We start from the raw sequence: 20,856 nt of genomic DNA, 5'->3' as shown, positions 1-20,856 counted from the left end.
TATTGAAATTGACGGCTACGTCTACTTAGTTCTTTTTATTGAAAATAAAGACGAGATTTTTCTCAAAACGATTATACCAAGCAGAAAGGCTACCCGAAATTATCTTTTGAAGGAAGGCGATTAAAATGAAATCTAAGAAAAATAAAACATCAAAAAATATACCTTCGCTTTCTAAAGAAGAAAATGACATTCTCACTTCATATGAAGCTGGTGAATGGAAATCAATTGGATTGAATCATAAATTAATCAGTAGTTATCAGAAAGCTGCCTCTGCGACTTTAGCTAAGAACAAAAGAATTAACATTCGGCTTAATCAATTAGATTTGCAATCGATCCAAAAGAAAGCTTTCGAAGAAGGATTACCTTACCAAACCTTTATTTCTAGCTTAATTCATAAATTTGTTACTGGAAAATTAATAGAAAAATAATCTAAAAACCCACTACTTCGGATAACAGCGCTTTCTTGCTTCAGTTTCAGTAGGTACATAAAAGATCGAAAGATCAATTTTTAACCCATGCAAAAAATCTTTACCCCACATGACGAAAGACTGAGCGATTACCACCTCCTGAAGGCAAAGGAATCACCCTCAGAATCTTTCATTGCCGATCACGAGAAAACGGCGGTTCGGTTGTTACTGTCAGATTTTGCAGTTACCTCTGTTTTTTGTACAGAAAAGTATTGGCTTAAACATAAAGACCTCATCGAAAGAAAGTTAATTGATCCAAACCAATGTTTTGTAGCAGATAAATCCATCTTTGAAGAAACCATTGGATTTCATGTCCACCAAGGGTTTATGGCAGTAGGCAAACAAAGGTGGGCAACGGAAGAAAACCTAACCTTCCCCATCCTCATCATCAATTCGATTGTGGATAGCGAAAACATCGGTTCAATCCTTCGCAATGCAGCAGCATTTGGCATTCAGTCCATTCTCTTGGATGCAAAGTCAGCCTCACCGTATCTCAGAAGGTCTGTCAGAGTTTCTATGGGTGCAATCTTCCAATTGGAATTAGCCAAAACAACGAGTCTCCTCGATTCGATCAAACGACTCAAAGAGAGATCGGCCAATACAATCGCTATGGCTCTCCCAAAAGAAAATGCCTACCACTTACAAAAAACCAAAACAATCCATGAAATAGGGAAACCAAAAAACCTAGTCCTTGTCATTGGCAATGAAGCAGATGGCATTGAAGAAACTATCCTCGACATAGCGGATGTGATTGGTTATATCCCGATGAAAAATCAAATCGATTCTTTGAATGTTTCCCATGCCTTGGCTGTGGCACTATCCCACCTTCTCTGAAACTTAGTTTTCCCAATCCCAAAAAAAATCTTTATTTGTCATTTCCGGTTCTTCGTTTTCCTTCGATGTAGAAGGCGTTGGATTGGCCTCGTCCAAATCTCGGTTTGCATTCTCTAAGTCTAGTGTTTCCTTTAACCAATACTCTTCGGTTCCAAAATGTGGGAATAAGGATGGAAACGATGGATCTTCCCAACGTTTTCCAATCCAAGCTGCATAATGGATGAAACGTATGATTCTAAGCGGTTCAATGAGTTTTAGCCAATTTTCATCAAAGTCTGCAAACATACAGTAACCACTAAAAAAGTCAAAGAACTCATGCCTACGATCTGATTCGCCAAACGGAAGTAACATCCAAAAATCTTGTACGATGGGTCCATGTAAAAAATCATCAAAATCTAAAATGCTAAACCCATCACTGGAGATTAATAAATTCCCTTTGTGACAATCACCGTGGATCCTTTGGGAAGGGATCTTATATTCTTTGATGAGTGATTCAAAAACCTGAAAGGCACTGCGTGCATTTTTTTCGTATCGATCCGCTAAGGCAGCATTCAAAATCAATTTTTTATCTAAGATGTACTGAAGAGACGAAAGCCCATAACTTGGAATATCGAGTGAGGGCCTTCTAACAATCTGACTCCTTTTCCCCACAGAATGAATCCTTCCGAGTAAGGCACCTACTCGTTCCAAATCATCCGCTTGGATTTCTTCCACAATCCTACCGTTACGTAACGGCCAAATGGCAAAGTAAATCCCACCCCATTCAAAAAGAGTTTTCCCGCCAATGGCAATAGGAGCTAAAACAGGGATCTCTTCTTCTGCTAATTCATTTAAGAAAGCGTGTTCTTCTAGGATTTGTTTTTCATTCCATTTCCCAGGTCGATAGAACTTAACCACGATCCTTCCTGCTTTCGCAGTTTCAATATCATAAACACGATTCTCAACACTGTTTAAAACAAAATACCTTCCGGTTGTTTCGTAACCAAGGGATTCAACAGCATTTAAAATTGTATCGGGCGTTAATTGGTAAAAGGAATGGTGGATGTTCAAGGGGATAATCTAATGCGTTAACTTACGATTTTGTTTCGTCCAGAAGACTTTGCTTCATATAAATTTTTATCAGCAATTTTTAATAATTCATGATTGGATTGAAAGTCTGCTAGCTCTCCACCAGCAACTCCACCACTAAACGTAAAATGGAACATTTGATCTGTATCCGATTTCATCTCAAGTTTGGATACATTCTCTCGCACGCGGTCCAAAATTCTTGTCGCATCTACAATTCCTGTTTCTGGGAATAGGATGACAAACTCTTCCCCACCAAAACGAGAAATGATATCTGATTTTCGAAAACTCGTTTTTAACTCATGGGCCAATTGTTTGATCACTTGGTCTCCAATTTCATGCCCGTATGTATCATTGATCGATTTAAACTTATCAATATCGATCATTGCCATTGATAATTGGCTACTATGCCTTTTGCAACGTTGGAATTCTTGTTCGATCCTCTCTTCCATATAACGTCTGTTGTATAAGCCAGTCATCACATCACGGATCGCCGTTTCACGCAATTGGTCATGTAAGGCTTTGATTCGTAAGGCACTAAAAATTCTTGCGAGTAGTTCGATTTCTTTGGCAGGTTTTGTGATATAATCTGTTGCCCCTGCCTCGATTGCTAATTTAAAATATTCTGGTTCTGTATGGCCTGTCACCATAATGATCGGAAGCCAACCTACTGGTGAGGTAGATAGAATGTCAGAAATTAAATCGATCCCATTGCCATCAGGTAATTCCCAATCGAGTAAAACGACATCGATTGGTTCACTGAGAATCTTTTCCCGAGCAACAGAAATGGTTTCCGCTTCAATCGCGTTGTAACCATTTTTGATAACCCAACGACTGAGTAATTTCCGTTGTAGGTCAGAATCTTCAATGATTAGGATGTTTCTCTGACCCTCTGGCATTCACCTATCGTTTACTTTTTCTTTTTTTTACCTAGTATTTTTTCTACTTCCCCTGGTTCCATCGGTACTTTTACAACCGTCCCACCTTCTTTTCGGATCTGGTCTAAGTCAACGACAGCCCCCGATAACAACCGTGTTGCTTTCTTAGAATGATCCTTCACTCCATAGACAACCCATTTGCCTCCCTCAAGGGATAACACTAAATACGTGCAATCAGCGACTGCCAAAATGGAATGCGCAGAGATTTGAGCCATAAACTCATAACTAAGCACGATGCCTGTTCCTATCGCAACACCTGAGGGAACCCCAACCGCTTTTGTGACTTGGTACACTCCATAGGTCACACCGGTTCCAAAAGAAGCAGCTGTTCCAACGACACCCACCGTAGCCGACGTAGCCCTAGACGAAGCATACGTGACCACCTCAGTGGTGGCAGATGCCCCGGCCACAGTCCCACCTGCCACTGTCCCTGTGACAGCAAGCCCGCCACCCAAGACAGCCTGTCCCGTTGTCACACCAACATAACTCATGGGAGCAAGGATGTATTTCCCAGATGACTCAGTGACAAAGGCAGCAGACTTCACCGAATATGCAGAGGATTTCCGAGACATGGCAGAAGTGATCTTTGCACCTTTGTCTAACGACTGGACTGATTCATGTACAACTACTTCTGTACTATTGATGATTGATCCCAAAACAAGTTCAATGCTTGGTGCGGTCAAATACACAACACCTTTCCCTGTGAGTGTAATTGTTTCCACTAACCCATACATGGTTGTCCCTGCAGCGTTTGCACTGAGTGCTACAGGATAAATGAGCCCATTCCAAGTCACATAACCAACAGACAACAGAGCAAACTTTCCAATTGGTTTGATGATACTGTCATACAAAATTGCTTTGGTCGCTCTTGAAAAGGATTTGAGTAAGGCAGTGGGAATGCCTTCGTCTTTGTCAGCGATGGCCTCAATTTCTCCTTTGGCTCTCCCTAACTCTTCTTTTGTTTCCTTTCCATATTGGAAAATGGTTTCTTTCCAACTTCCAAAAATCGATTCAGAAACGGCAGAACGAATCTCGTTGATTTCAGAATTCCGACTAAAAAATCCACCCTTTCGAAAGTCTTCGTACGATTCATTCCATGATGCCTTTAACGCTTCATCCAAATCTATGTAGCCGTATACAGTAGATTCAAAATCTTTTTGGAAATTTTCTTGGTACTTTTGGAATCTTTTTTTTGCAGAAGGCGAAGTATCTTTTGGCATCTCTTTATTGAGTTGCATCTCGGCCCATTCATCCCACTCCTTTCGGATTTCTGCGGATTTTGCGATCACTGCTTGGTGGCTTTGTTTCCCACGATCAAACGAAGAACCAATAAGGCCATAAGATTCGGCAACAGATGCATACATAATGAAGAGACCAGGTTTCGTTGCATTCTCACTTAAGTACTTACGAACCTCTTCTCCTTTCTCATTGATGTTCCCTGCTGCCTTCCAACTCATTTTTGTTCCGTCTTTCACAATCACGACTGATTCTGAAGCACGAATCATGGATTTGGAAAATTGTTCCGCGGCAAAATCATAACGACTCCCAAGTACGGTAATCGATGCCTCTTCCATGGGAGGGATGAACTTGATGCTTGTCCCTTTCACAGGGAGTGCCCCTTGGTAATAGAGAGAGCTGTGACCTTCGATCACAAGTTTTTTGGTATTCTTTAATGGATCTTCCGCCTTCTTATCAGAACTTGCACAAGTAACAAGAAGGAAACAGGAGATAAGAAAACAATTGGCTTTTAATAATGGATTGGATTTCACTTTGTTTGTGCCTCTAATTTTTTGGAACGTTTCAATTGCTCTGACATCTCGGCATCTAACACCTTTTTGATGAGTTTCGGATCATCGGTTAATACTTTTACACGGCCTTGTTTTTTTGCTTCTTCTAAGTTAATCACAGTTCCCGTTGGGATATCATCATAACCTGCATAATTCCCTTTCACAACTGCGATGACAACCCTTGGGCCATCATAGGTGATGAAAATTGGACCATCCACTGCTGTGAGTAAAATCTGTGGTGGTAAAGCTGTGAGAGCCGTATAACCTAAAACAACTCCAGAACTCATTGTGTACATTCCCGCTTCTGCCACACCCGTTGTGAGGTCATAGGTAAGGCCTGTTGCATACGCTGCCGATTCAAGCCCAACCCCACCTGTTGCTCCGATGGCACCACCTGCAGTCGTTGCAGCGACTGAGGTCACCTGGTTGAAGAGAGCAATGGAAGTTCCCGATGTGTACGTGGGTACAGTTGCCGATGCCGATAGAATCCCAATCGAACTAAAGAGCCCTGCTTCCAATGTGGGAGAAAAAACTCTGTATCCCGATTTTGTTCCGTAATAAAAAACCAAACCGGTTGAAACGAGTGCATTGGAAGAAAAGTTCATCCCTTGTGAAAGAGGGACATACACTCCATTCACAACTAAGAGCTCTCCCGTATTCACCGTGGTTTTGGCAAGAGGAGAAATCACGACTTCCTTCAATGCAACCGTATACCCTTGGAAGATATCAATGAGGGCAAGAAGGGCATTGCCCCTTTCCCCTGACTCTTCATAATTTCGTGTGAATTCATCCGATGCTTTTTTAAAGGAATCTCCCCAAGAGTTCATAATATTCTTTGAATTGTTTTTTAAGGTCGAAGCAAACAATTGATTGAGTTGGTTTGATTTCTGATCTCTTGATTCCGCAAACCGGCTCAGTTCTTTATCCAATACATCGATATCGGATTTGACTCTCGGAACCAAATATACATATCCCAAAACAAAGCGGTCTCCCGCTTCCATAAAACTGGATTTGGAAAGTTTCCACTCTTCTTTTGATAACTCAAGACCGGCATCATAAATATCTTCTGTTCGTTTGGTTCCATCGGAATACCCTTCCTTCGTCCAATTTTTCACAGCTTCCATCGTACTACCAAGTTTACCTGGGAAATCTTCACTTCGTTTTTTTAATTTCACAAGTACCATGGCCCTGGCAACGTTAGCACTCATTAGATTTTCTTGGGATAGATCGATTGCTTTTTTCCCTGAAGGGATCACAGCCCATCCATGTTCATAAAGATTTTTCCTTGAGCCAAGGGAATTGGCGGTTAAGGGTGCAATTTTTTTAAATGATTGTGGTTTGTCAGAGGAAACAACAGAGGCACCGAATACTTTCTCTGCTTTTTGTTCACTCAAACAACTCACAAAATTTGCGAAAAAAACGAAAACAAGACAAACATAGAATTTCAAATGAGACTTCATAAGTTGGGAGAATGATTTCGAACGAAATGAATCATGCAACTGAAAAAAATCTTCCCATTGCTTAATCCATGTTTAGTGAAACTATTTGACTGCATTACAGAATTTGAATGACCGATCGAGATTGTTTCAAAGAATCATTCTTATGAAGAAATTAAACATATACTTTGCCATCATTGCCATTTTGTTATGTGTCTTGGTTGTCTTTAAAAAAAATGATCTCTCGTTCCATGCTCTCTTTTCCATCACCCCCCATGTTGAAATTTTTGATTTCAATGCTGCAGACAGAATTGCAAAAGAAAAATTAAAATCTAAATTCATCCCAACCCCTGTGTATAAAATTCCAGGTCTCGATGGAATCAGTTTCGAGGACTATAGGCAAATTGAATACAAACCCGATGTTGCCATTTGGAAAAATTTAGCACTCCCCTACCAATTGCATTTTTTCCACCCAGGCCATATTTATAGCAATGGGATCAAAATCTATGAAGTGATCGGAGAAAAACCAGTGGAGATCCCTTATGATTCTTCTCGGTTTCAATTTGGGAACCTCCCACTCACAGATGACTTTTTTGAATTAAGTAAAAAATTACAGTACACTGGCTTTCGAGTCCATTACCCCATCAACCAAAAGGAAGCACTGGAAGAGTTTTTAGTATTCCAAGGGTCTTCTTATTTCCGTGCCTTATCCAAAGGCCAAGTGTATGGTTTGTCAGGAAGGGGGCTTGCCATCAACACCGGCCCTGACGGAAAAGAAGAATTCCCAATCTTTGAAAGTTTTTATATCAAACGCCCCGAAAAAAATGATTCCTCCATTTTGATTTATGCCATCATGAACAGTGAATCCGTTGTCGGTGCGTATGAATTTTTTGTCACACCTGGCGAGGTCACAACGATTGACATACGAGCCAAAATTTACTTACGAAAAAAAATCAAACGTTTGGGATTTGCTCCACTCACCTCCATGTTTCTCTATGGTGAATCCAACATCCCAATCCTTGGCAACATCCATCCAGAGATCCACGACTCTGATGGACTGCTCACATATCTTGGCGAAGAGAATTGGGAATGGAGGCCACTCATCAATCCCAAAAAAACCAAACTCACAAGAATCGAACTGAACCATCCCAAAGGATTTGGCCTCATCCAAAGGGATCGAAAATTCAAAAGTTACCAAGATGAAAAATTGTTATACCATCGTAGGCCAAGTGTTTGGGTCGAACCCAAAGGGGATTGGGGTGAAGGTGAACTCTATCTTTTAGAATTCACAACCAATCTAGATTCCGATGACAACATCACTATTTTTTGGGAACCAAACATCCCTCCCAATTTGAAAGAAGGATTCGAATACCAATACAAACTAAGTTATTTGGAAAAATCACCTGAATCACACAGCTTAGGAAAAACATCCTCCTATTACAAAGGGACTGACCCTCTATTCCCAAAAGAAAAAATGTTAACCGTGTACTTCACAGGTGATTTGCTAAAGGCCTTAGATCCAAAAACAGAACTGAAAGCCGCGATCAAAAATGACATGATCCCAGCGGATCAAATTCGGTACCAAATCGAAAAGATCCGAGAACTTGACCAATGGAGATTACAAATTTGGCATACTTCACCCATAGAAGTGTCTACTTGGAATGTTCATTTAGAGAAAGAAAACCAAAAAATCACAGAAACATGGATCTATCGAGATGGCATATCAAAATAATACCTTGTACCAAATAGAACTGAGTGAACGTCTGCGAACTTTCCTTTTGTTATCGGGAATCCAAAACGAATATAACATCGCCAATACCCTTTCCGATTTTTTCAAAAACGTTTCCATTTCGTGCCAATGGGAAACAGATTGGAACGTTTGGTTGGAATATGTAAAGACAAACAATATCAAAAGAGAGTCCCCTCTCCCGTTCCCTGACAGAGCTTGGCAATTTGGTTCCATGGTTCCCAAGGATTCCGATTGGGAAATGGGTCCTAAAAAAACAAAAGAATCCATCATCAGCTCCTTCAAACCCATCTTCATTTTAGTTTCCATCTTCATTTGGAGTGCACTTTACTACATCCTCATCTTTAGGTTATTATGATCCAATTCCATCGATTCCTATTTTTTTTCGTATTCATCGTACCAATCATCATTGGCCTAACCACGTTCGCACAAATCATCTCGTTTGGTGGAGTGGAGTTAACCGAGTACTACCAATTCATTACCCTACTCTTCCTATTGCCCATGTTATCCTATGGTGCCACAACATCCCTATTTGGATTTTTCATTTCTCTTTTGAAAAATGGTGATCCTTCTCTCAAAGCAAAAAAAATCCCCGAACAAGAGTTGGATTTTTTAAACATTGAAAAGACACCTGTTGCCCTTGTGATGCCTGTTTACGAAGAAGATGAAGTTTCGATTTTTGCAAGGATCAAAGTCATCTATGAATCCCTAGAGAAGTACCACTCACTTCCCAAATTAGATTTTTTTATCTTAAGTGATACAAGAACCCCTGAGAAATGGATCAAAGAAGAAGCCGCTTACCTTGAGTTATGTGAATCAACGGGGAATTACAAAAAATTCCATTACAGAAGGAGGAAGAGTAACCTAAACGGAAAGAGTGGGAACATTGCTGATTTTTGTCGCCGTTGGGGCAATCGGTATGAGTACATGGTCATTTTGGATGCGGATAGTTTGATGAGTGGAGAGATCATCGTGCAACTCATTGCGATGATGCAAAAAAATCCGAAAGCAGGCATCATCCAAACAAATTCAAAATTATTCCGCGCAAAAACCCTCTTCCAAAAATTAACCGAATTTTCCTCTTATCTCTTTAGTTCTTATTTCTTAAAAGGTGCTAGTTTTTGGCAGATCAATGCCAATAGCTATTGGGGTCATAATGCCATCTTACGCATCAAACCGTTTATGGAATCCTGTGCCCTCCCCCACCTCCCCGAATATGGTGGGCTCGGTGGAAAAATTTTAAGCCACGATACAGTGGAAGCAAGCCTTATGCGAAAGGCTGGTTACGAAGTTCTATGTGCTTATGAACTAGAAGGGAGTTACGAAGAGAACCCACCCAATATCATCGATGTTTTGAAACGAGACCAAAGGTGGTGCCAAGGGAACATGCAACATTTTTGGTTTTTATTTGGAAAGAAGGTCCCGTTTATCAATCGCATCCATATCCTAAATGGAATTCTGTCTTACTTAAATTCACCCATTTGGCTTTGTTACATCCTACTCAGTTTGTGGAATTATATCGAAGAAAGTAAGTTTCTCAATTATTCGATGTTACCAGAAGAGTTCGAATATTTTAAATCTCAGATTTATGATCCCTTGTATTTAAAACTTTTGTATCTTTCCTTAATTTTACTTTTTTTACCAAGGTTATTAAGTTACTTCAGTTTGCCCCTAAAACAGATTTTCTTAAAGTTCCCAGCCTTCGTTTTTGAGACCTTATTTTCAATCCTCATCGCACCCATTTATATGATTTACCATAGTGTTTTTGTGGTTTCCATCTTCTTAAACAAAAAGATTTCATGGGGACCCCAAAACCGTGATGCGGAATCAAGTTACCCATTTTCTTACGTGGTCTCATCTTTTTTTGGAATCACAATCCTTGGACTTGTCTCTGCTTATATCAGTTACTCCTATTCTCTAATGCTTTTTTTTCTAACCATGCCAATTTGGATTGCTTGGGCCCTCTCCATCCCCCTTGTCATGTTGACAAGCCGCGAACAAAAATCATTAGAATCGTTTTTTGATCTCTCGTATTGGAAACCCAATCGTTCTCTCACGATGCATTTGGAGGAAGAACTGGGTCGCATTGGCGAGAAACGAATGGAAGGAAAGGAAATGTTTTATGCACTAGCCCATCCTGTATTCCATGCAAAACACAAACAATTACAAGGGAACAAATCATACCGTTCCAAACTTTCGGACTCCATCGCGAAGGATTTCGACATTTTACTCAGTGAAGGGCCAGAAGGATTGGATCGAAAAAAAATCTTAAACATCCTTTCCAATCGTGAATTATTAGATTTGTTTTATCAAAAATTTTGGACCTCGGAAAAATCCAAATGGGGGCAGTATTGGAAAACGATTTGGGGTGAAATCAACCCATCTTCCTTTCCATAATCCTCCAATAATAGGAAGATCGTTTCCAGTCTTCAATAAAACCGCAGTGCCCACCTTTCGCTTCAATCACCACATCAATGTAGGCGGAAGTTGGGATCTCTGTGAACTCTTTCCAAGGGATCACGGGATCATCCATAGAAGTCAAAATCGATGTGGGAACTTTGATGGTTTTGAAGAAAAGATCAGACAAAGTATAAGATAAAAAATATTCATCCACAGAACGAAACTGAGAAAATTCTTTTACCATTTTTTCTGTTAAATCCATCACAGATTCATATTTGTCCAAATCATGAAAGGAATACAAATGAGGGAAAAGTTGGCCTTTTTTCTCGAGAGAAGACTTCCATGATTTTAAAAAATATTTCCTGAGGAATGGATGGTCATCCATTTTGATTGTGGCACGTTTCGGATCAAGGGCCGGGCTAAAGGCAAAACAATGTTTGAGCCCTGGAATTTTTTGATCACCCTTCGCAGTGGAATGACGGCTTGCCATTCGTAAGACAAAGTTTCCTCCAAGAGAAAACCCGGCCAAATACACGGGGAGTTTGGATTTCACAGACTTTGCTAATTCGAGAACGGCATCATAGGTTTCTTCCAATAAACTTCCATTAAAGATGCCTTCGTTTAAATGGTGGGTGTCTCCGTGGTCTCGCAAATTCAATCGATACACAGAATAATCTTTTGCTAAAAAATGTTTGGTGGTCCGTATGATGTAACTGGAATGGATACTACCCTCCCAGCCATGCACCAAGATGACGATACCTCTTGGGTTCGGAACATCATGGACCCTTGCGAGTAACGTAACACCTTTTTTAGTTTTTACCGATTTCCATTCCCCTTCCAGATTTTTCCCATAGGATTTGTCTGCCTTCGATTTAAAAGAAGCAAGGAAGGACTGCACCATAGGGCCAGAAAAAAGAGGGATTGGTTTGAATGAACTCATCTTGGCTCCTTCCCAATCTCAAACGAAACTCTTATTTTTCAATAAATTAACAAAACCCGATCTTTCGGCACGACTCTTTCCATTGACAAAGACTCATCCTTCGTTACAATTTTGGCATGAGATACTTACCGATCCCCTTTCTCTTTTTTCTTTTCACTTGCCATAGCTATGCTCCCTGGAAATCCGAATGGAAACAAATCAATGGTTCCGAAGTATTTTTTGCGGCAGTCTCTGCAAAAGCGAGCCCGCAAGCAATCGAATCAGGTAGCCTTGCCATGCGAAGGACTACTTGTGTCAACGCAACAAACCTTCTCTCCACTTCCCCGAAACTAACAAGCATTTTGTTAGAAAATGAATCGGTTGAGCTCTCCGAATCTGAAATCAAAGACTTAGGGCGTCTCATCGCTTCTCACAAAATTAAACCCAAACAAGATTCTTGCCAATCAGAAGAAGGTGGTTTTATCCTATCAAGCCCTGCATGGGAAAATTGCCAGTGTGTATACCTCATTGAATACCCAGGTGGCAGATCCCAATTCCGACAAGACATCACCCAAGTCAAATAAACGCTAGGGCCTCGGGGTAGCAAGCCAGCGTTCCCAATAACGTTTCTGTAACCCTGAGAGTTCTTCAGGCCCTTTCAATTGGACAAGAGACAACCGAGTGGACGGGGACATGCTTTCCTCCATCCAACGTTGGAACTCTTTCCATTTCTCTTCACAAAATGGTTTTGAATTCAAATGTAATTTATTTTGTTTTTGTAATGTATAAGATGAAACCTCACGACTAAGCGGATCTGCCTTGGACAAACGTCCTAAACTCTCCCCTACTCGCTTCGCACTCTCGTCCGGAGAACGAAGCGCTAAAGCTCCCTTCGATCCTTGCCCTTCCTTTACAACTGGTTTTAAAAATCGTTTCCTTCCATCAAAGTGAGTTTGAACGAGCAAACCCTTCCCTTTCAACTGTGAGACAAGTCGCGAGATTGTATCCGCTTTCAAATGGAGTATCTTTGCAAAATACTCATTCGATGCATAACACCCCTCCTTTGCATCCAAAGAAACTATTTCTGCATACAAACGAATCTGATTCGGATTTAAATCCAAATCATACATCCATTGCGCAACCCAAACTCCCGTCCTTTCTTTCCCTTTCATCCTTCCTCTCTTTTCCAACAGAGACCTTCGGTGCCCAAAAGACAAAATGTTCTTTGGATCTTTACTGTACGAAAAAGCAAAAGCTATCGCACCGTAATTGAATTTGGAAGTTTTTGCAAACGTCCATGCTTGGAATTCATAGGAATCCCAGGTGATGTATGTTGCGGTATATGTGGAAGACCGCATGAGAGTATGGGAACACCTCCCCTACTCCATGCTTCTATTCACCAGAATGGATTTTTTTGTCAAGTCTAATGTGACATAATCTTTTGACCAAAAACCTTTGGATTCCGTGCTTTGTTTGGAGTGAGATTGGATTTGATAGGGGAGGGAAGAGAGTCTTTCTGGACTGCTTCCACACAATCCAGAAAGTTTACATCACCCAGTGAAAGGGTTACGATCATCATCCGTTTCAATTCAAAATAGTACAAGAAAATTTCTAAAACCTTCTTAGTTTTTTTCTCTTCCTTGGGGCGCATCGAATCCACCGATTCCAATCAATGAATTAAAAAACGACCAGGCTCTTCGCTCCAAACTCCACCTCACGGTTTCGTTTTCCGCTACGATCCTTTGCGCGGGGCCTTCATCCCAAACACAAAACCAAAATTTATCTCTCAATACCAAGGTACGCCGGCGTACTTTCTAAAATTTAAACATAAAATTTAATTTTCATTGCAGCTGTAAGTAGGAACAAAAAAATAAATCTGCAATGAAAATCATTACGGTTGCCAACATCAAAGGCGGAACATCAAAATCCACCACCGCAATTCACTTAGCCCTTGCTCTATCCAAAAAAGGTTCCACTCTCGCCATCGACATGGATCCCCAAGCAGACCTTTCTGACTTCTTTTTCCCGGAAGAACCAGTTGAGTTTTTTGACTCTGGCAACACTTTATCCGTACTAAACGCAGAAACAACTCTCGCGGAATCGATCAAAAAATCAAACAATGTAGATGTCCTTCCATCCATCATCGAACTCTCTGATTTGAGTTATCTAGCCTCAAAAGATTTTTCCATCATCCCAAGACTAAAAAACGTACTTTCAAAAACAAAATATGACTACGTTGTGATCGACACACCAGGGTCAGGATCTTCTGAAAACATCACTTCCTACCTACCGGCTTCTGTTATCCTTGTGCCAGTGACTCCATCCAAATGGGCTGTGCGCACCGTTGCCCAAGTTTTAAAAAAAGTAAACGAAGCAGAAAGATTTGATGAACAAAGTAAAAAAAAGTCTGTCATGATCCTCCCCTCTCAGTGGGGAACATCCCAAAAACAAATGGACCTTTTGGACAAATTACGAAATATCAAATCTTTAAAAATATTAGAACCTATCCCAAAAAACGACAGCATTCGGGACCGTACAGAGACTGGCAAACCTCTTCAAGAGGGGAGTGCTCCTTGGAAAGCATTCGAAAATTTAGCGGAGATTCTTAAATAAGGTACGCCGGCGTACCTTAGAAAAATTTATGAAAAACAAAACAAACTTTAATCCAGCAGACATTTTATCAAAAGCATCAAATAGAACTTCTTCCCTCAATCCATTCTTAAGTTCCGAAACCTCAACACAACACCAGACCATTGATATCCCAATAGACCAAATCATCACAGAAAACAACCCGAGAAAAACATTTAATGAGGCAAGTATCCGAGAACTTGCCGACTCCATTTCTCAATACGGGTTACTACAGCCAATTGTTGTCAGAAAAAAAGCAGGAAAATACGAACTCATCAATGGGGAAAGAAGGTATAGAGCACACAAACTCTTAAAATCCAAAACCATTCCTGCGGTTGTCAAAAACGTAGAACAAATTGACATCACCAAATTACCTGAAATCAAACTCGTTGAAAACCTCCAAAGAGAAGATTTATCAGAAGCAGACCTTGCCCTCTCCCTACAAGAGCTAAAAAGTAGGCATAAAGAAACGAACGAACAATTAGCAAAACGAATCAACAAATCAGCACAGTGGGTAAAAACAAAAATCGCACATGCTGAGATTTTAAAGGAATCTAGTTTCAACTCAAACGTAGACAAATCCCATCCAATTTACCAAATCCCAACTAGCCTATTTACTGAAATTGCTCCACTCGATGTTACAAACCGCAAAAAAGCCATCGATTACCTTATCAAAGGACTCGAGAAAAAAGGTGACTTCCCTTCCAGAAATGACCTACGTGAATACGTAAGGCCCTTAAAACCTACAAAACCTTCCAAAGCGAAACCGAAACTAAGCCAATTGGAACTCAAAGACTTAAAATCAAAACTCGCAAAAATCAAAGAAAAAATATCTGTTTTACAAAATGAAAAAGCGATCTTAGAAGAAACAATTCGAAAGTATAAGAAGTAAAGATTGATTGATCTAAGGATTTACCGAATTGATTTTTTTTACATTTCTTTTAGAAAAAAACTTGTACTGAATTCCAATCTAAGTTACATTGTAACCAATCCTTAACTGGGTTGAACAAAAACCCTGGGAAGTGTGGTAGCAACCCAGGGACTTTTCACTCCAAACAAATCCTCCAAAACCCAAACCTTTCCCACCATCCGAGTTTCCTAGACTCCCCCCAAGCTCCCAATGAGACTCACGTCGAATTATGTCTCATTTTTTCCATTGACAAAATGGAGAGATCTGTACATGTAGGGAACGTTCGGGGCACACAACCGGACACGGCTCTACCACTTATGCCGTTTTAGTTCAACCCGGAATTTTACCAAAAGTTCCGATGGACGTTCGTAAGAACTTCCAAAACGTTTCTTCTTTCTATGACCGAAGGTTTGTCTTTTCAAAAGTGAATCTTTGGAATGAGAGAGTAGGGGACAATGCATCTTCGTGATGTATCGGCTAAATACAACCAAACACTCGTAGCCGGAGTTGTGTGGGTTTGGAAAAGGAACCTAAAATGAAAACAAACCGAAAAGGAATATGGATCCCCGTTTGGATTGAAAACCTAAACTTATCCCATAGCCAAACAAAACTTTTTGCAGAAATCGTTTCCCTCCATGACAACGGTGGGTGTTTTGCCTCCAATCGATATTTCAGTGAAATCCTTGGACTGAAAGCAGACACCATATCAAGGCTCATCACCTCACTAAAAAAATTAGGCATCTTGGAACAAACTGGATTTGATGGGAGGAGACGATTTTTAAAACCAATCCTTCAGTTCCAACAGCAAGGTTCGGAAAAAAATCCAATGCAGGCATTAAAGAAAAACGACAATAAAATCCAAACCACCACCACAAAGGATTCCAAACCAGCATTGGAATCTTGTTACATCCCTAGTAGTACAGTACAATTAGAGAAAAAGGTACATACGAAATCTTCGTTTGAAGAATTTAAAATTTGGAGTGAAAGGACCTTATCCCATTCCACACATTCTAAAATTTCCCACTTAACCTCTCCCGATTTTATGGAAGGCAGTTTACTTAAAATTTGGAACCAGTGGATGGAAAAAACAGAACCTAAATCCAATCGATTCCAGGTAGGGATTTTATGAAACTATACCGCCACAAAAAAACAGGAAACTTATATTTACAACTGGATGAAGTGAAAAATTGCACCAATGCAAATGATGGAGAAAAAATGTTTTTCTACACGGAATATGGGAAAGAAAATCCAATGAAGTTTGTACGAGAAAAATCAGAATTTTTAGAGAAATTTGAAGAAGTGAAGTTTTCTTAACTTAGATTTTGTTTTCGTGAACACTTAGGTTGCAAAGCGAAGGATTGTTTCTGCCAACTCAATTTGGTTTAATTGCAAACGTTTGCCTTCGGAAATCGGAAAACTCGTTTCTAAACTCAAATTGCTAAACCCGTGGACAAGTGACCAAGACATGAGTGCAAAACTTCTGTGGTTTTCTTTTCTTTTTTTGGCTTTCAGGTAAAAACGGCAACCATGTACGAGAACTGCATACGACCTTAGTTTTGACCGTTTCAATTGTTCGGATTCTTTTTCTCGTTTTGTCTGGAACATGAGTTTATAATAATTGGGATTTTTCACCGCAAATTGGATGTAAACAAGTCCAAGTTTCACAAAGTAATCATCAGGATTCTTTTTGTCTTTTGCGACTTTTTTCTGCAAAGAAGCCAATCGATCAAAACCAATCGAAGATAAAATTTCTAAAACTCCATCTTTATGTTGGAAATGCCTGTAAACTGCAGCGTGAGAAACTCCAGATAAATTAGCAACTTCCCTAAGTGTAAAATCGGTCATGCCCTTTTTTTGTAGTAATTTATGGCAGGACTTGATAATGGAATTTTTTAGATCTCCATGGTGGTAGGTGCTTTTTCTCACATGGATATTTTGAAAAATAAGTTACCATTGGCAACATTTTTTCTTGCTTTTCTTTCTATAAATGTTACTACTGGTAACATAAGAAGGGAATTTATGCAAACACTAAGCACCCAGGAAACACAGGCCATTTTACATGAAATGACCGTAAATTTTAATCACGGTGGTAGAAAAATCACAGTACCTCCTCCGATCTTTGTCGCAATGAATGCTGAGATCATTTCCTATACCAAAGGGAAAAGTATTACCGTTTCTTTTCCTGTTACGGAAGACCAAACCAATCCAATGGGAATGATGCAAGGTGGCGTGATTGCTGCAGCATTTGACAATGCATTTGGACCTCTGAGTTACCTAGTGGCTAAACGCCCAACTACTACCATCGACATGAATATCCAATACATCCGTGGAGTTGCCGTTGGCCAAAAGGTGATTGTAACGGCAAGTGTCGAAGCAAAAGGGTTTTCCACCATTCATATGGTAGGGGAGATGAGAACAGAAAAAGAGAAATTATTGGCTACCGCCACTACCAATTTGCTGATTTTAAAAATACCTGGTGGGGCAGGGGAGTAAGATTTCTTTTATTTAGAATCGTAACGTTCGAGAAGCATTTCAATGATGGTTGGAGTACAAGTGGTTGTGTCATTGAAGTGTTGGCTCATGATGAGACCGTGCAAAAAGGTTTTGATGAAAATCATTTCTTTATCGGGATCTTTGATCCCATAGGCTCGAAAACGTTCCCGCATTGCTTCCTTAAAAGGTGCAAACCGCCTTTCCACATTTTCGATCATTTTTTTAGAAAGGGATACGGCACTAGGTTGGAAGAGGCATACGGAAATGAGTACCATCGTTTTCCTTTCTTCATTGGCGAATTGGATGGAACGAATGAAAAACTCCCGAACATACTCTTTCGCAGAAAGGTTAGGTGGGATATTATTATAAAATCTTTCCTGTTTTGCTAAATGGGAATCAATGATGTGCTCAAAGATTTGGTTTTTACTCTTAAAATAATTGTAGGCCAACCCTTTCGAAATTTTCGCATGATTGGCGATCATTTCCATGGTCGTTTGGGCAAATCCGTGTTTGGAGAAGAGGACAATCGCAGAGGCCAAAATTCTCTCGGTTGATCTCTCCCTAGCTAGTTGCTTTTTGTTATCGGACTTATTCGGAATCTTTTGTGGCACTGTCATCACCGTTCCTGTTATTTGGAATTTCGCAAACACTTTTTGGACTGAAATCCATGACAAAAGCAATAGAAATCACTTGGAAGCCTTCCCTTGGTTCGAAATCTTGTCCCTATGAGTTCATTTACGTCCGTAACAGTACTAAAATCTGCAAATATTTACTTTGATGGTAAGGTGACAAGCCGCACCGTTCTCTTCCCCAATGGGGAGAAAAAAACCCTTGGGATCATGTTACCAGGTGAGTATGAATTTGGAGCGGATCAGAAAGAAATTATGGAAATCCAATCAGGGAAATTGTCTGTTTTATTGCCAGGATCCGAAACATGGCTTCAAATTAACGGGCAAGCTACTTTTGAAGTCCCTGCTGGATCCAAGTTCAAATTGAAAATAGAAACGGTAACAGATTATTGCTGTTCTTACGTCTGATCGTCGATTGCAGCATCTGCGGCATTCGTTTTGACAGACTTGATGCCGTTTTCACAGGCTTGTTTCGATGAGTATCCTTCACTAGAAGCGATGATTTCACCATTACCTGCTTTGAGTCTGAATCGGAATTCACCTGCTTTGTCTTTGTAGATTTCAAATTTTGCTGACATGTACGTATCTCCTTGGAAAAGCAAGTCTATCCGATCCTCAAAAAATCTGGCAATGAAGTTTTATCTCCATTTTTTTGATCATCTCCCGTTCATTTTTTTCATCCAATAGATTAGGTAAGAGTAGGGACTAAAAAATGATCCAAGGAATTCTAAGAAGAAAGTGGTCTCTACTCCTAGTTTTCCTTCTCCTCACAAGTTGTACCTCGAAATTACCGGAAAGACCCATCATACAATATAGTTTCCAGGATGTAACATGGGAACAGGTGCTAAGTGAGAAGGTCAATTGGTCCAAACCGGAAGAGATGAAGTATAACTTCGGTTATTGGAAACGATTTGTTTGGATAAAATTTGAGATATATAATCCACAAAGCAAACAATCGGAATCTCTATTGGAATTGGAATCACCTTGGGTGGACGAAGTCAGTGTGGCCTGGATCCAAAATGGCCAAACCATAACAAAACTCTACAGAGGTTCTGATTCCCACAAGTTAAGAGAAATTCCCCATCGCAATCCTGTATTTACCATTTTGTTATCACCCAATGAAACAAAAACGATCTACATGAAAATTACCAATTCAGGGATCTTGTCGGCGCCCGTGCGGATCTGGCGAACTGATTCTTTTTTTGATCGGGTGGAACGAGATTATATTGCCAATGGAATTTATTTTGGAATTATCTCTGCGTTACTCTTGTACAACTTACTCATCTTTGTCAGTGTAAGAGAGAAAGCCTATATCTTTTACTGCTTTTATCTCACCACATTATTAATCAACTATTCGTTACTTGGAGGTTTTTTCAAACAACATCTGATCCCAGAGATAGAAGGGAATATCAAACCGTATTTATACTTCTCTGTCAATTCATCTCTTATGTTTGTGGGTTTGTTTTCGTTATCGTTTTTGGATTTAAAAACCCTGTATCCAAAACTGGACCGATTGATTTTGGTGAGTGCAGTTGTCGCATTTGTATTTGCGGTAGCATCCTTTTTTGTTCCCTTTTATTGGATGGAGGTATCATTTATTTATACCTTCCCGTATATGATCCTTTTACTTGTTTCTTCAGGGATCTATTCTTATTGGAAGGGCACAAAATCCTCATTGTTTTTTGTTTCTGCTTGGGTGACATTATTCATCGGTGTCATTGTAGATTCGTTAACAAAAGCAAGTATCCTCCCTTCTACTACACTTGGGAGGTATGGTGTTCAAATTGGAACTGCTTTTGAAGTTATATTGTTTTCTCTCGCCTTGGGGCGACGGTTACGGTTTTTGTTAGAAGAAAATTTATCTGCCCAAAACCAACTCACCACCATTAGAAAAGATTTAGAGATTGCGCGTAGCATCCAAATGCGTATCCTTCCCGGTAAGTTTCCAGAATTGAAACAACTGAATACCATTGTTTCGTATCTGCCATTGTATGATGTGGGTGGTGATTTTTATGATTATTTTGATTCCTCTGAAAATAAATTAGGAATCGTGATTGCCGATGTAACAGGGCACGGTGTGAGTGCTGCCTTAGATTCTTCAACAGTGAAAATTGCCTTTCGTAACGCCAAAGAATTTATGGATTCACCAAAAGAATTGATGGAGGCCATGAATCGATTTTTATGCACAAGCCTTCATGCAAGGTTTGTGAGTGCCGCATATTTTTATCTTGATTTTGACTTGATGCAGCTTAAGTTTTGTTCGGCGGGGAATCCTCCCATCATCCTCATCCGAAACGGATCCATCCAAGCTTACGAATGCCCTGGATTACTCCTTGGCGTAAAACCTGAGTTTGTTTATGATCAAAAAGAAATCCAATTGGAAACAGGGGATCGAATTTTGATTTTTACAGACGGTTTGTATGAAAATTTAAAACCAAACGAAGAACCATATTCAATTTTGTTTCCGGAAATCCAACCGATCATTGGTTTGTCACATGAACAGTTTCACCAAAAGTTATTAGAACGCCTATCGCTACTTAGAATCATTTTAAAAGATGATATCACAATGATTTCCCTAGAAATCAGCTAAAACAAGATCTCGA

The 20,856-nt window shown here is 39.9% G+C and carries 23 protein-coding genes; 13 read left to right on the top strand and 10 right to left on the bottom strand.

Annotated elements, in window-relative coordinates; genetic code table 11:
- Positions 1-125: 125 nt before the first annotated feature.
- The gene (locus EHQ62_RS00270; RefSeq protein WP_135640302.1) at positions 126-428 is read left to right on the top strand and encodes an antitoxin; all 303 of its coding nucleotides are present in this window, start codon (positions 126-128) and stop codon (positions 426-428) included.
- A gap of 87 nt (positions 429-515) precedes the next feature.
- Complete coding sequence (locus EHQ62_RS00265) at positions 516-1,301, top strand: TrmH family RNA methyltransferase (protein ID WP_135640301.1); 786 nt, start codon at positions 516-518, stop codon at positions 1,299-1,301.
- A gap of 3 nt (positions 1,302-1,304) precedes the next feature.
- Here EHQ62_RS00265 and EHQ62_RS00260 read toward each other — a convergent pair whose 3' ends face one another.
- Genes EHQ62_RS00260 through EHQ62_RS00245 form a run of 4 tightly spaced genes read right to left on the bottom strand, consistent with a single transcriptional unit; the run spans position 1,305 to position 6,551 of the window.
- Positions 1,305-2,351 (bottom strand): serine/threonine protein kinase, encoded by a 1,047-nt coding sequence (locus EHQ62_RS00260; protein ID WP_135640300.1) that lies wholly within the window; start codon positions 2,349-2,351, stop codon positions 1,305-1,307.
- 17 nt (positions 2,352-2,368) lie between these two features.
- Complete coding sequence (dgcR, locus tag EHQ62_RS00255; RefSeq protein ID WP_135640299.1) at positions 2,369-3,265, bottom strand: diguanylate cyclase DgcR; 897 nt, start codon at positions 3,263-3,265, stop codon at positions 2,369-2,371.
- Between the two features lie 11 nt (positions 3,266-3,276).
- Positions 3,277-5,073, bottom strand: coding sequence for a hypothetical protein (locus EHQ62_RS00250; RefSeq protein ID WP_135640298.1), 1,797 nt, complete (start codon positions 5,071-5,073; stop codon positions 3,277-3,279).
- Positions 5,070-6,551: a hypothetical protein gene (locus tag EHQ62_RS00245; RefSeq protein WP_425269511.1), complete on the bottom strand. Its 1,482-nt coding sequence runs from the start codon at positions 6,549-6,551 to the stop codon at positions 5,070-5,072. The genes EHQ62_RS00250 and EHQ62_RS00245 overlap by 4 nt, the downstream gene beginning before the upstream one ends.
- Before the next feature lie 142 nt (positions 6,552-6,693).
- On the opposite strand from EHQ62_RS00245, the gene EHQ62_RS00240 reads away from it, so the two are divergent.
- Genes EHQ62_RS00240 through mdoH form a run of 3 tightly spaced genes read left to right on the top strand, consistent with a single transcriptional unit; the run spans position 6,694 to position 10,671 of the window.
- Positions 6,694-8,259: an OpgD/OpgG family glucan biosynthesis protein gene (locus tag EHQ62_RS00240; protein WP_135640296.1), complete on the top strand. Its 1,566-nt coding sequence runs from the start codon at positions 6,694-6,696 to the stop codon at positions 8,257-8,259.
- Positions 8,243-8,632: a hypothetical protein gene (locus tag EHQ62_RS00235; RefSeq protein ID WP_135640295.1), complete on the top strand. Its 390-nt coding sequence runs from the start codon at positions 8,243-8,245 to the stop codon at positions 8,630-8,632. The genes EHQ62_RS00240 and EHQ62_RS00235 overlap by 17 nt, the downstream gene beginning before the upstream one ends.
- Complete coding sequence (gene mdoH, locus EHQ62_RS00230; protein ID WP_135640294.1) at positions 8,629-10,671, top strand: glucans biosynthesis glucosyltransferase MdoH; 2,043 nt, start codon at positions 8,629-8,631, stop codon at positions 10,669-10,671. Before EHQ62_RS00235 ends, mdoH begins: the two co-directional genes overlap by 4 nt.
- Here mdoH and EHQ62_RS00225 read toward each other — a convergent pair.
- Positions 10,649-11,614, bottom strand: coding sequence for a YheT family hydrolase (locus EHQ62_RS00225; RefSeq protein WP_135640293.1), 966 nt, complete (start codon positions 11,612-11,614; stop codon positions 10,649-10,651). The genes mdoH and EHQ62_RS00225 overlap by 23 nt on opposite strands.
- 116 nt (positions 11,615-11,730) lie before the next feature.
- Here EHQ62_RS00225 and EHQ62_RS00220 point away from each other — a divergent pair, with 116 nt between their 5' ends.
- Entirely contained in the window at positions 11,731-12,177 is a 447-nt protein-coding gene (locus tag EHQ62_RS00220) for a hypothetical protein (RefSeq protein WP_135640292.1), read from the top strand.
- Between the two features lie 3 nt (positions 12,178-12,180).
- On the opposite strand, the gene EHQ62_RS00215 is transcribed toward EHQ62_RS00220, so the two are convergent.
- Positions 12,181-12,765: a helix-turn-helix domain-containing protein gene (locus EHQ62_RS00215; protein ID WP_135640316.1), complete on the bottom strand. Its 585-nt coding sequence runs from the start codon at positions 12,763-12,765 to the stop codon at positions 12,181-12,183.
- 251 nt (positions 12,766-13,016) lie between these two features.
- Positions 13,017-13,244: a hypothetical protein gene (locus EHQ62_RS00210; RefSeq protein WP_135640291.1), complete on the bottom strand. Its 228-nt coding sequence runs from the start codon at positions 13,242-13,244 to the stop codon at positions 13,017-13,019.
- Positions 13,245-13,474: 230 nt separating this feature from the next.
- Here EHQ62_RS00210 and EHQ62_RS00205 point away from each other — a divergent pair, with 230 nt between their 5' ends.
- The 4 genes from EHQ62_RS00205 (at position 13,475) to EHQ62_RS00190 (ending at position 16,445) form a co-directional block, all read left to right on the top strand.
- Positions 13,475-14,206 (top strand): ParA family protein, encoded by a 732-nt coding sequence (locus EHQ62_RS00205; RefSeq protein WP_135629333.1) that lies wholly within the window; start codon positions 13,475-13,477, stop codon positions 14,204-14,206.
- A gap of 28 nt (positions 14,207-14,234) precedes the next feature.
- A complete protein-coding gene (locus tag EHQ62_RS00200) occupies positions 14,235-15,113 on the top strand; it encodes a ParB/RepB/Spo0J family partition protein (RefSeq protein WP_135640290.1) in 879 nt (292 codons plus the stop codon).
- 553 nt (positions 15,114-15,666) lie between these two features.
- Positions 15,667-16,260, top strand: coding sequence for a helix-turn-helix domain-containing protein (locus tag EHQ62_RS00195; RefSeq protein ID WP_167482815.1), 594 nt, complete (start codon positions 15,667-15,669; stop codon positions 16,258-16,260).
- Positions 16,257-16,445: a hypothetical protein gene (locus EHQ62_RS00190; RefSeq protein WP_135640288.1), complete on the top strand. Its 189-nt coding sequence runs from the start codon at positions 16,257-16,259 to the stop codon at positions 16,443-16,445. Before EHQ62_RS00195 ends, EHQ62_RS00190 begins: the two co-directional genes overlap by 4 nt.
- A gap of 24 nt (positions 16,446-16,469) precedes the next feature.
- Here the strand turns inward: EHQ62_RS00190 and EHQ62_RS00185 are convergent, their stop codons facing one another.
- Positions 16,470-17,057: a TetR/AcrR family transcriptional regulator gene (locus EHQ62_RS00185; RefSeq protein ID WP_135640287.1), complete on the bottom strand. Its 588-nt coding sequence runs from the start codon at positions 17,055-17,057 to the stop codon at positions 16,470-16,472.
- Positions 17,058-17,150: 93 nt separating this feature from the next.
- Between EHQ62_RS00185 and EHQ62_RS00180 the strand changes: the two genes are divergently transcribed.
- Complete coding sequence (locus EHQ62_RS00180) at positions 17,151-17,624, top strand: PaaI family thioesterase (RefSeq protein WP_135640286.1); 474 nt, start codon at positions 17,151-17,153, stop codon at positions 17,622-17,624.
- 8 nt (positions 17,625-17,632) lie between these two features.
- On the opposite strand, the gene EHQ62_RS00175 is transcribed toward EHQ62_RS00180, so the two are convergent.
- Positions 17,633-18,241, bottom strand: a complete 609-nt coding sequence (locus EHQ62_RS00175) for a TetR/AcrR family transcriptional regulator (RefSeq protein WP_015679054.1) — start codon at positions 18,239-18,241, stop codon at positions 17,633-17,635.
- Between the two features lie 108 nt (positions 18,242-18,349).
- Here EHQ62_RS00175 and ppnP point away from each other — a divergent pair, with 108 nt between their 5' ends.
- The gene (gene ppnP / locus EHQ62_RS00170) at positions 18,350-18,661 is read left to right on the top strand and encodes a pyrimidine/purine nucleoside phosphorylase (RefSeq protein WP_012476864.1); all 312 of its coding nucleotides are present in this window, start codon (positions 18,350-18,352) and stop codon (positions 18,659-18,661) included.
- Here the strand turns inward: ppnP and EHQ62_RS00165 are convergent.
- Positions 18,652-18,831 carry a YegP family protein gene (locus tag EHQ62_RS00165; protein ID WP_015679053.1) on the bottom strand — a complete coding sequence of 60 codons (180 nt, stop codon included), beginning with the start codon at positions 18,829-18,831 and terminating at the stop codon, positions 18,652-18,654. The genes ppnP and EHQ62_RS00165 overlap by 10 nt on opposite strands.
- A gap of 134 nt (positions 18,832-18,965) precedes the next feature.
- Between EHQ62_RS00165 and EHQ62_RS00160 the strand changes: the two genes are divergently transcribed.
- Positions 18,966-20,843 (top strand): 7TM diverse intracellular signaling domain-containing protein, encoded by a 1,878-nt coding sequence (locus tag EHQ62_RS00160; protein WP_135640285.1) that lies wholly within the window; start codon positions 18,966-18,968, stop codon positions 20,841-20,843.
- The last annotated feature ends 13 nt before the right edge of the window (positions 20,844-20,856 follow it).

This window comes from Leptospira jelokensis, from assembly GCF_004769635.1.
GTDB classification, from domain to species: domain Bacteria; phylum Spirochaetota; class Leptospiria; order Leptospirales; family Leptospiraceae; genus Leptospira_A; species Leptospira_A jelokensis.
The sequence above is the reverse complement of the archived record's forward strand: the minus strand, read 5'-3'. Positions and strand labels throughout refer to the sequence as shown.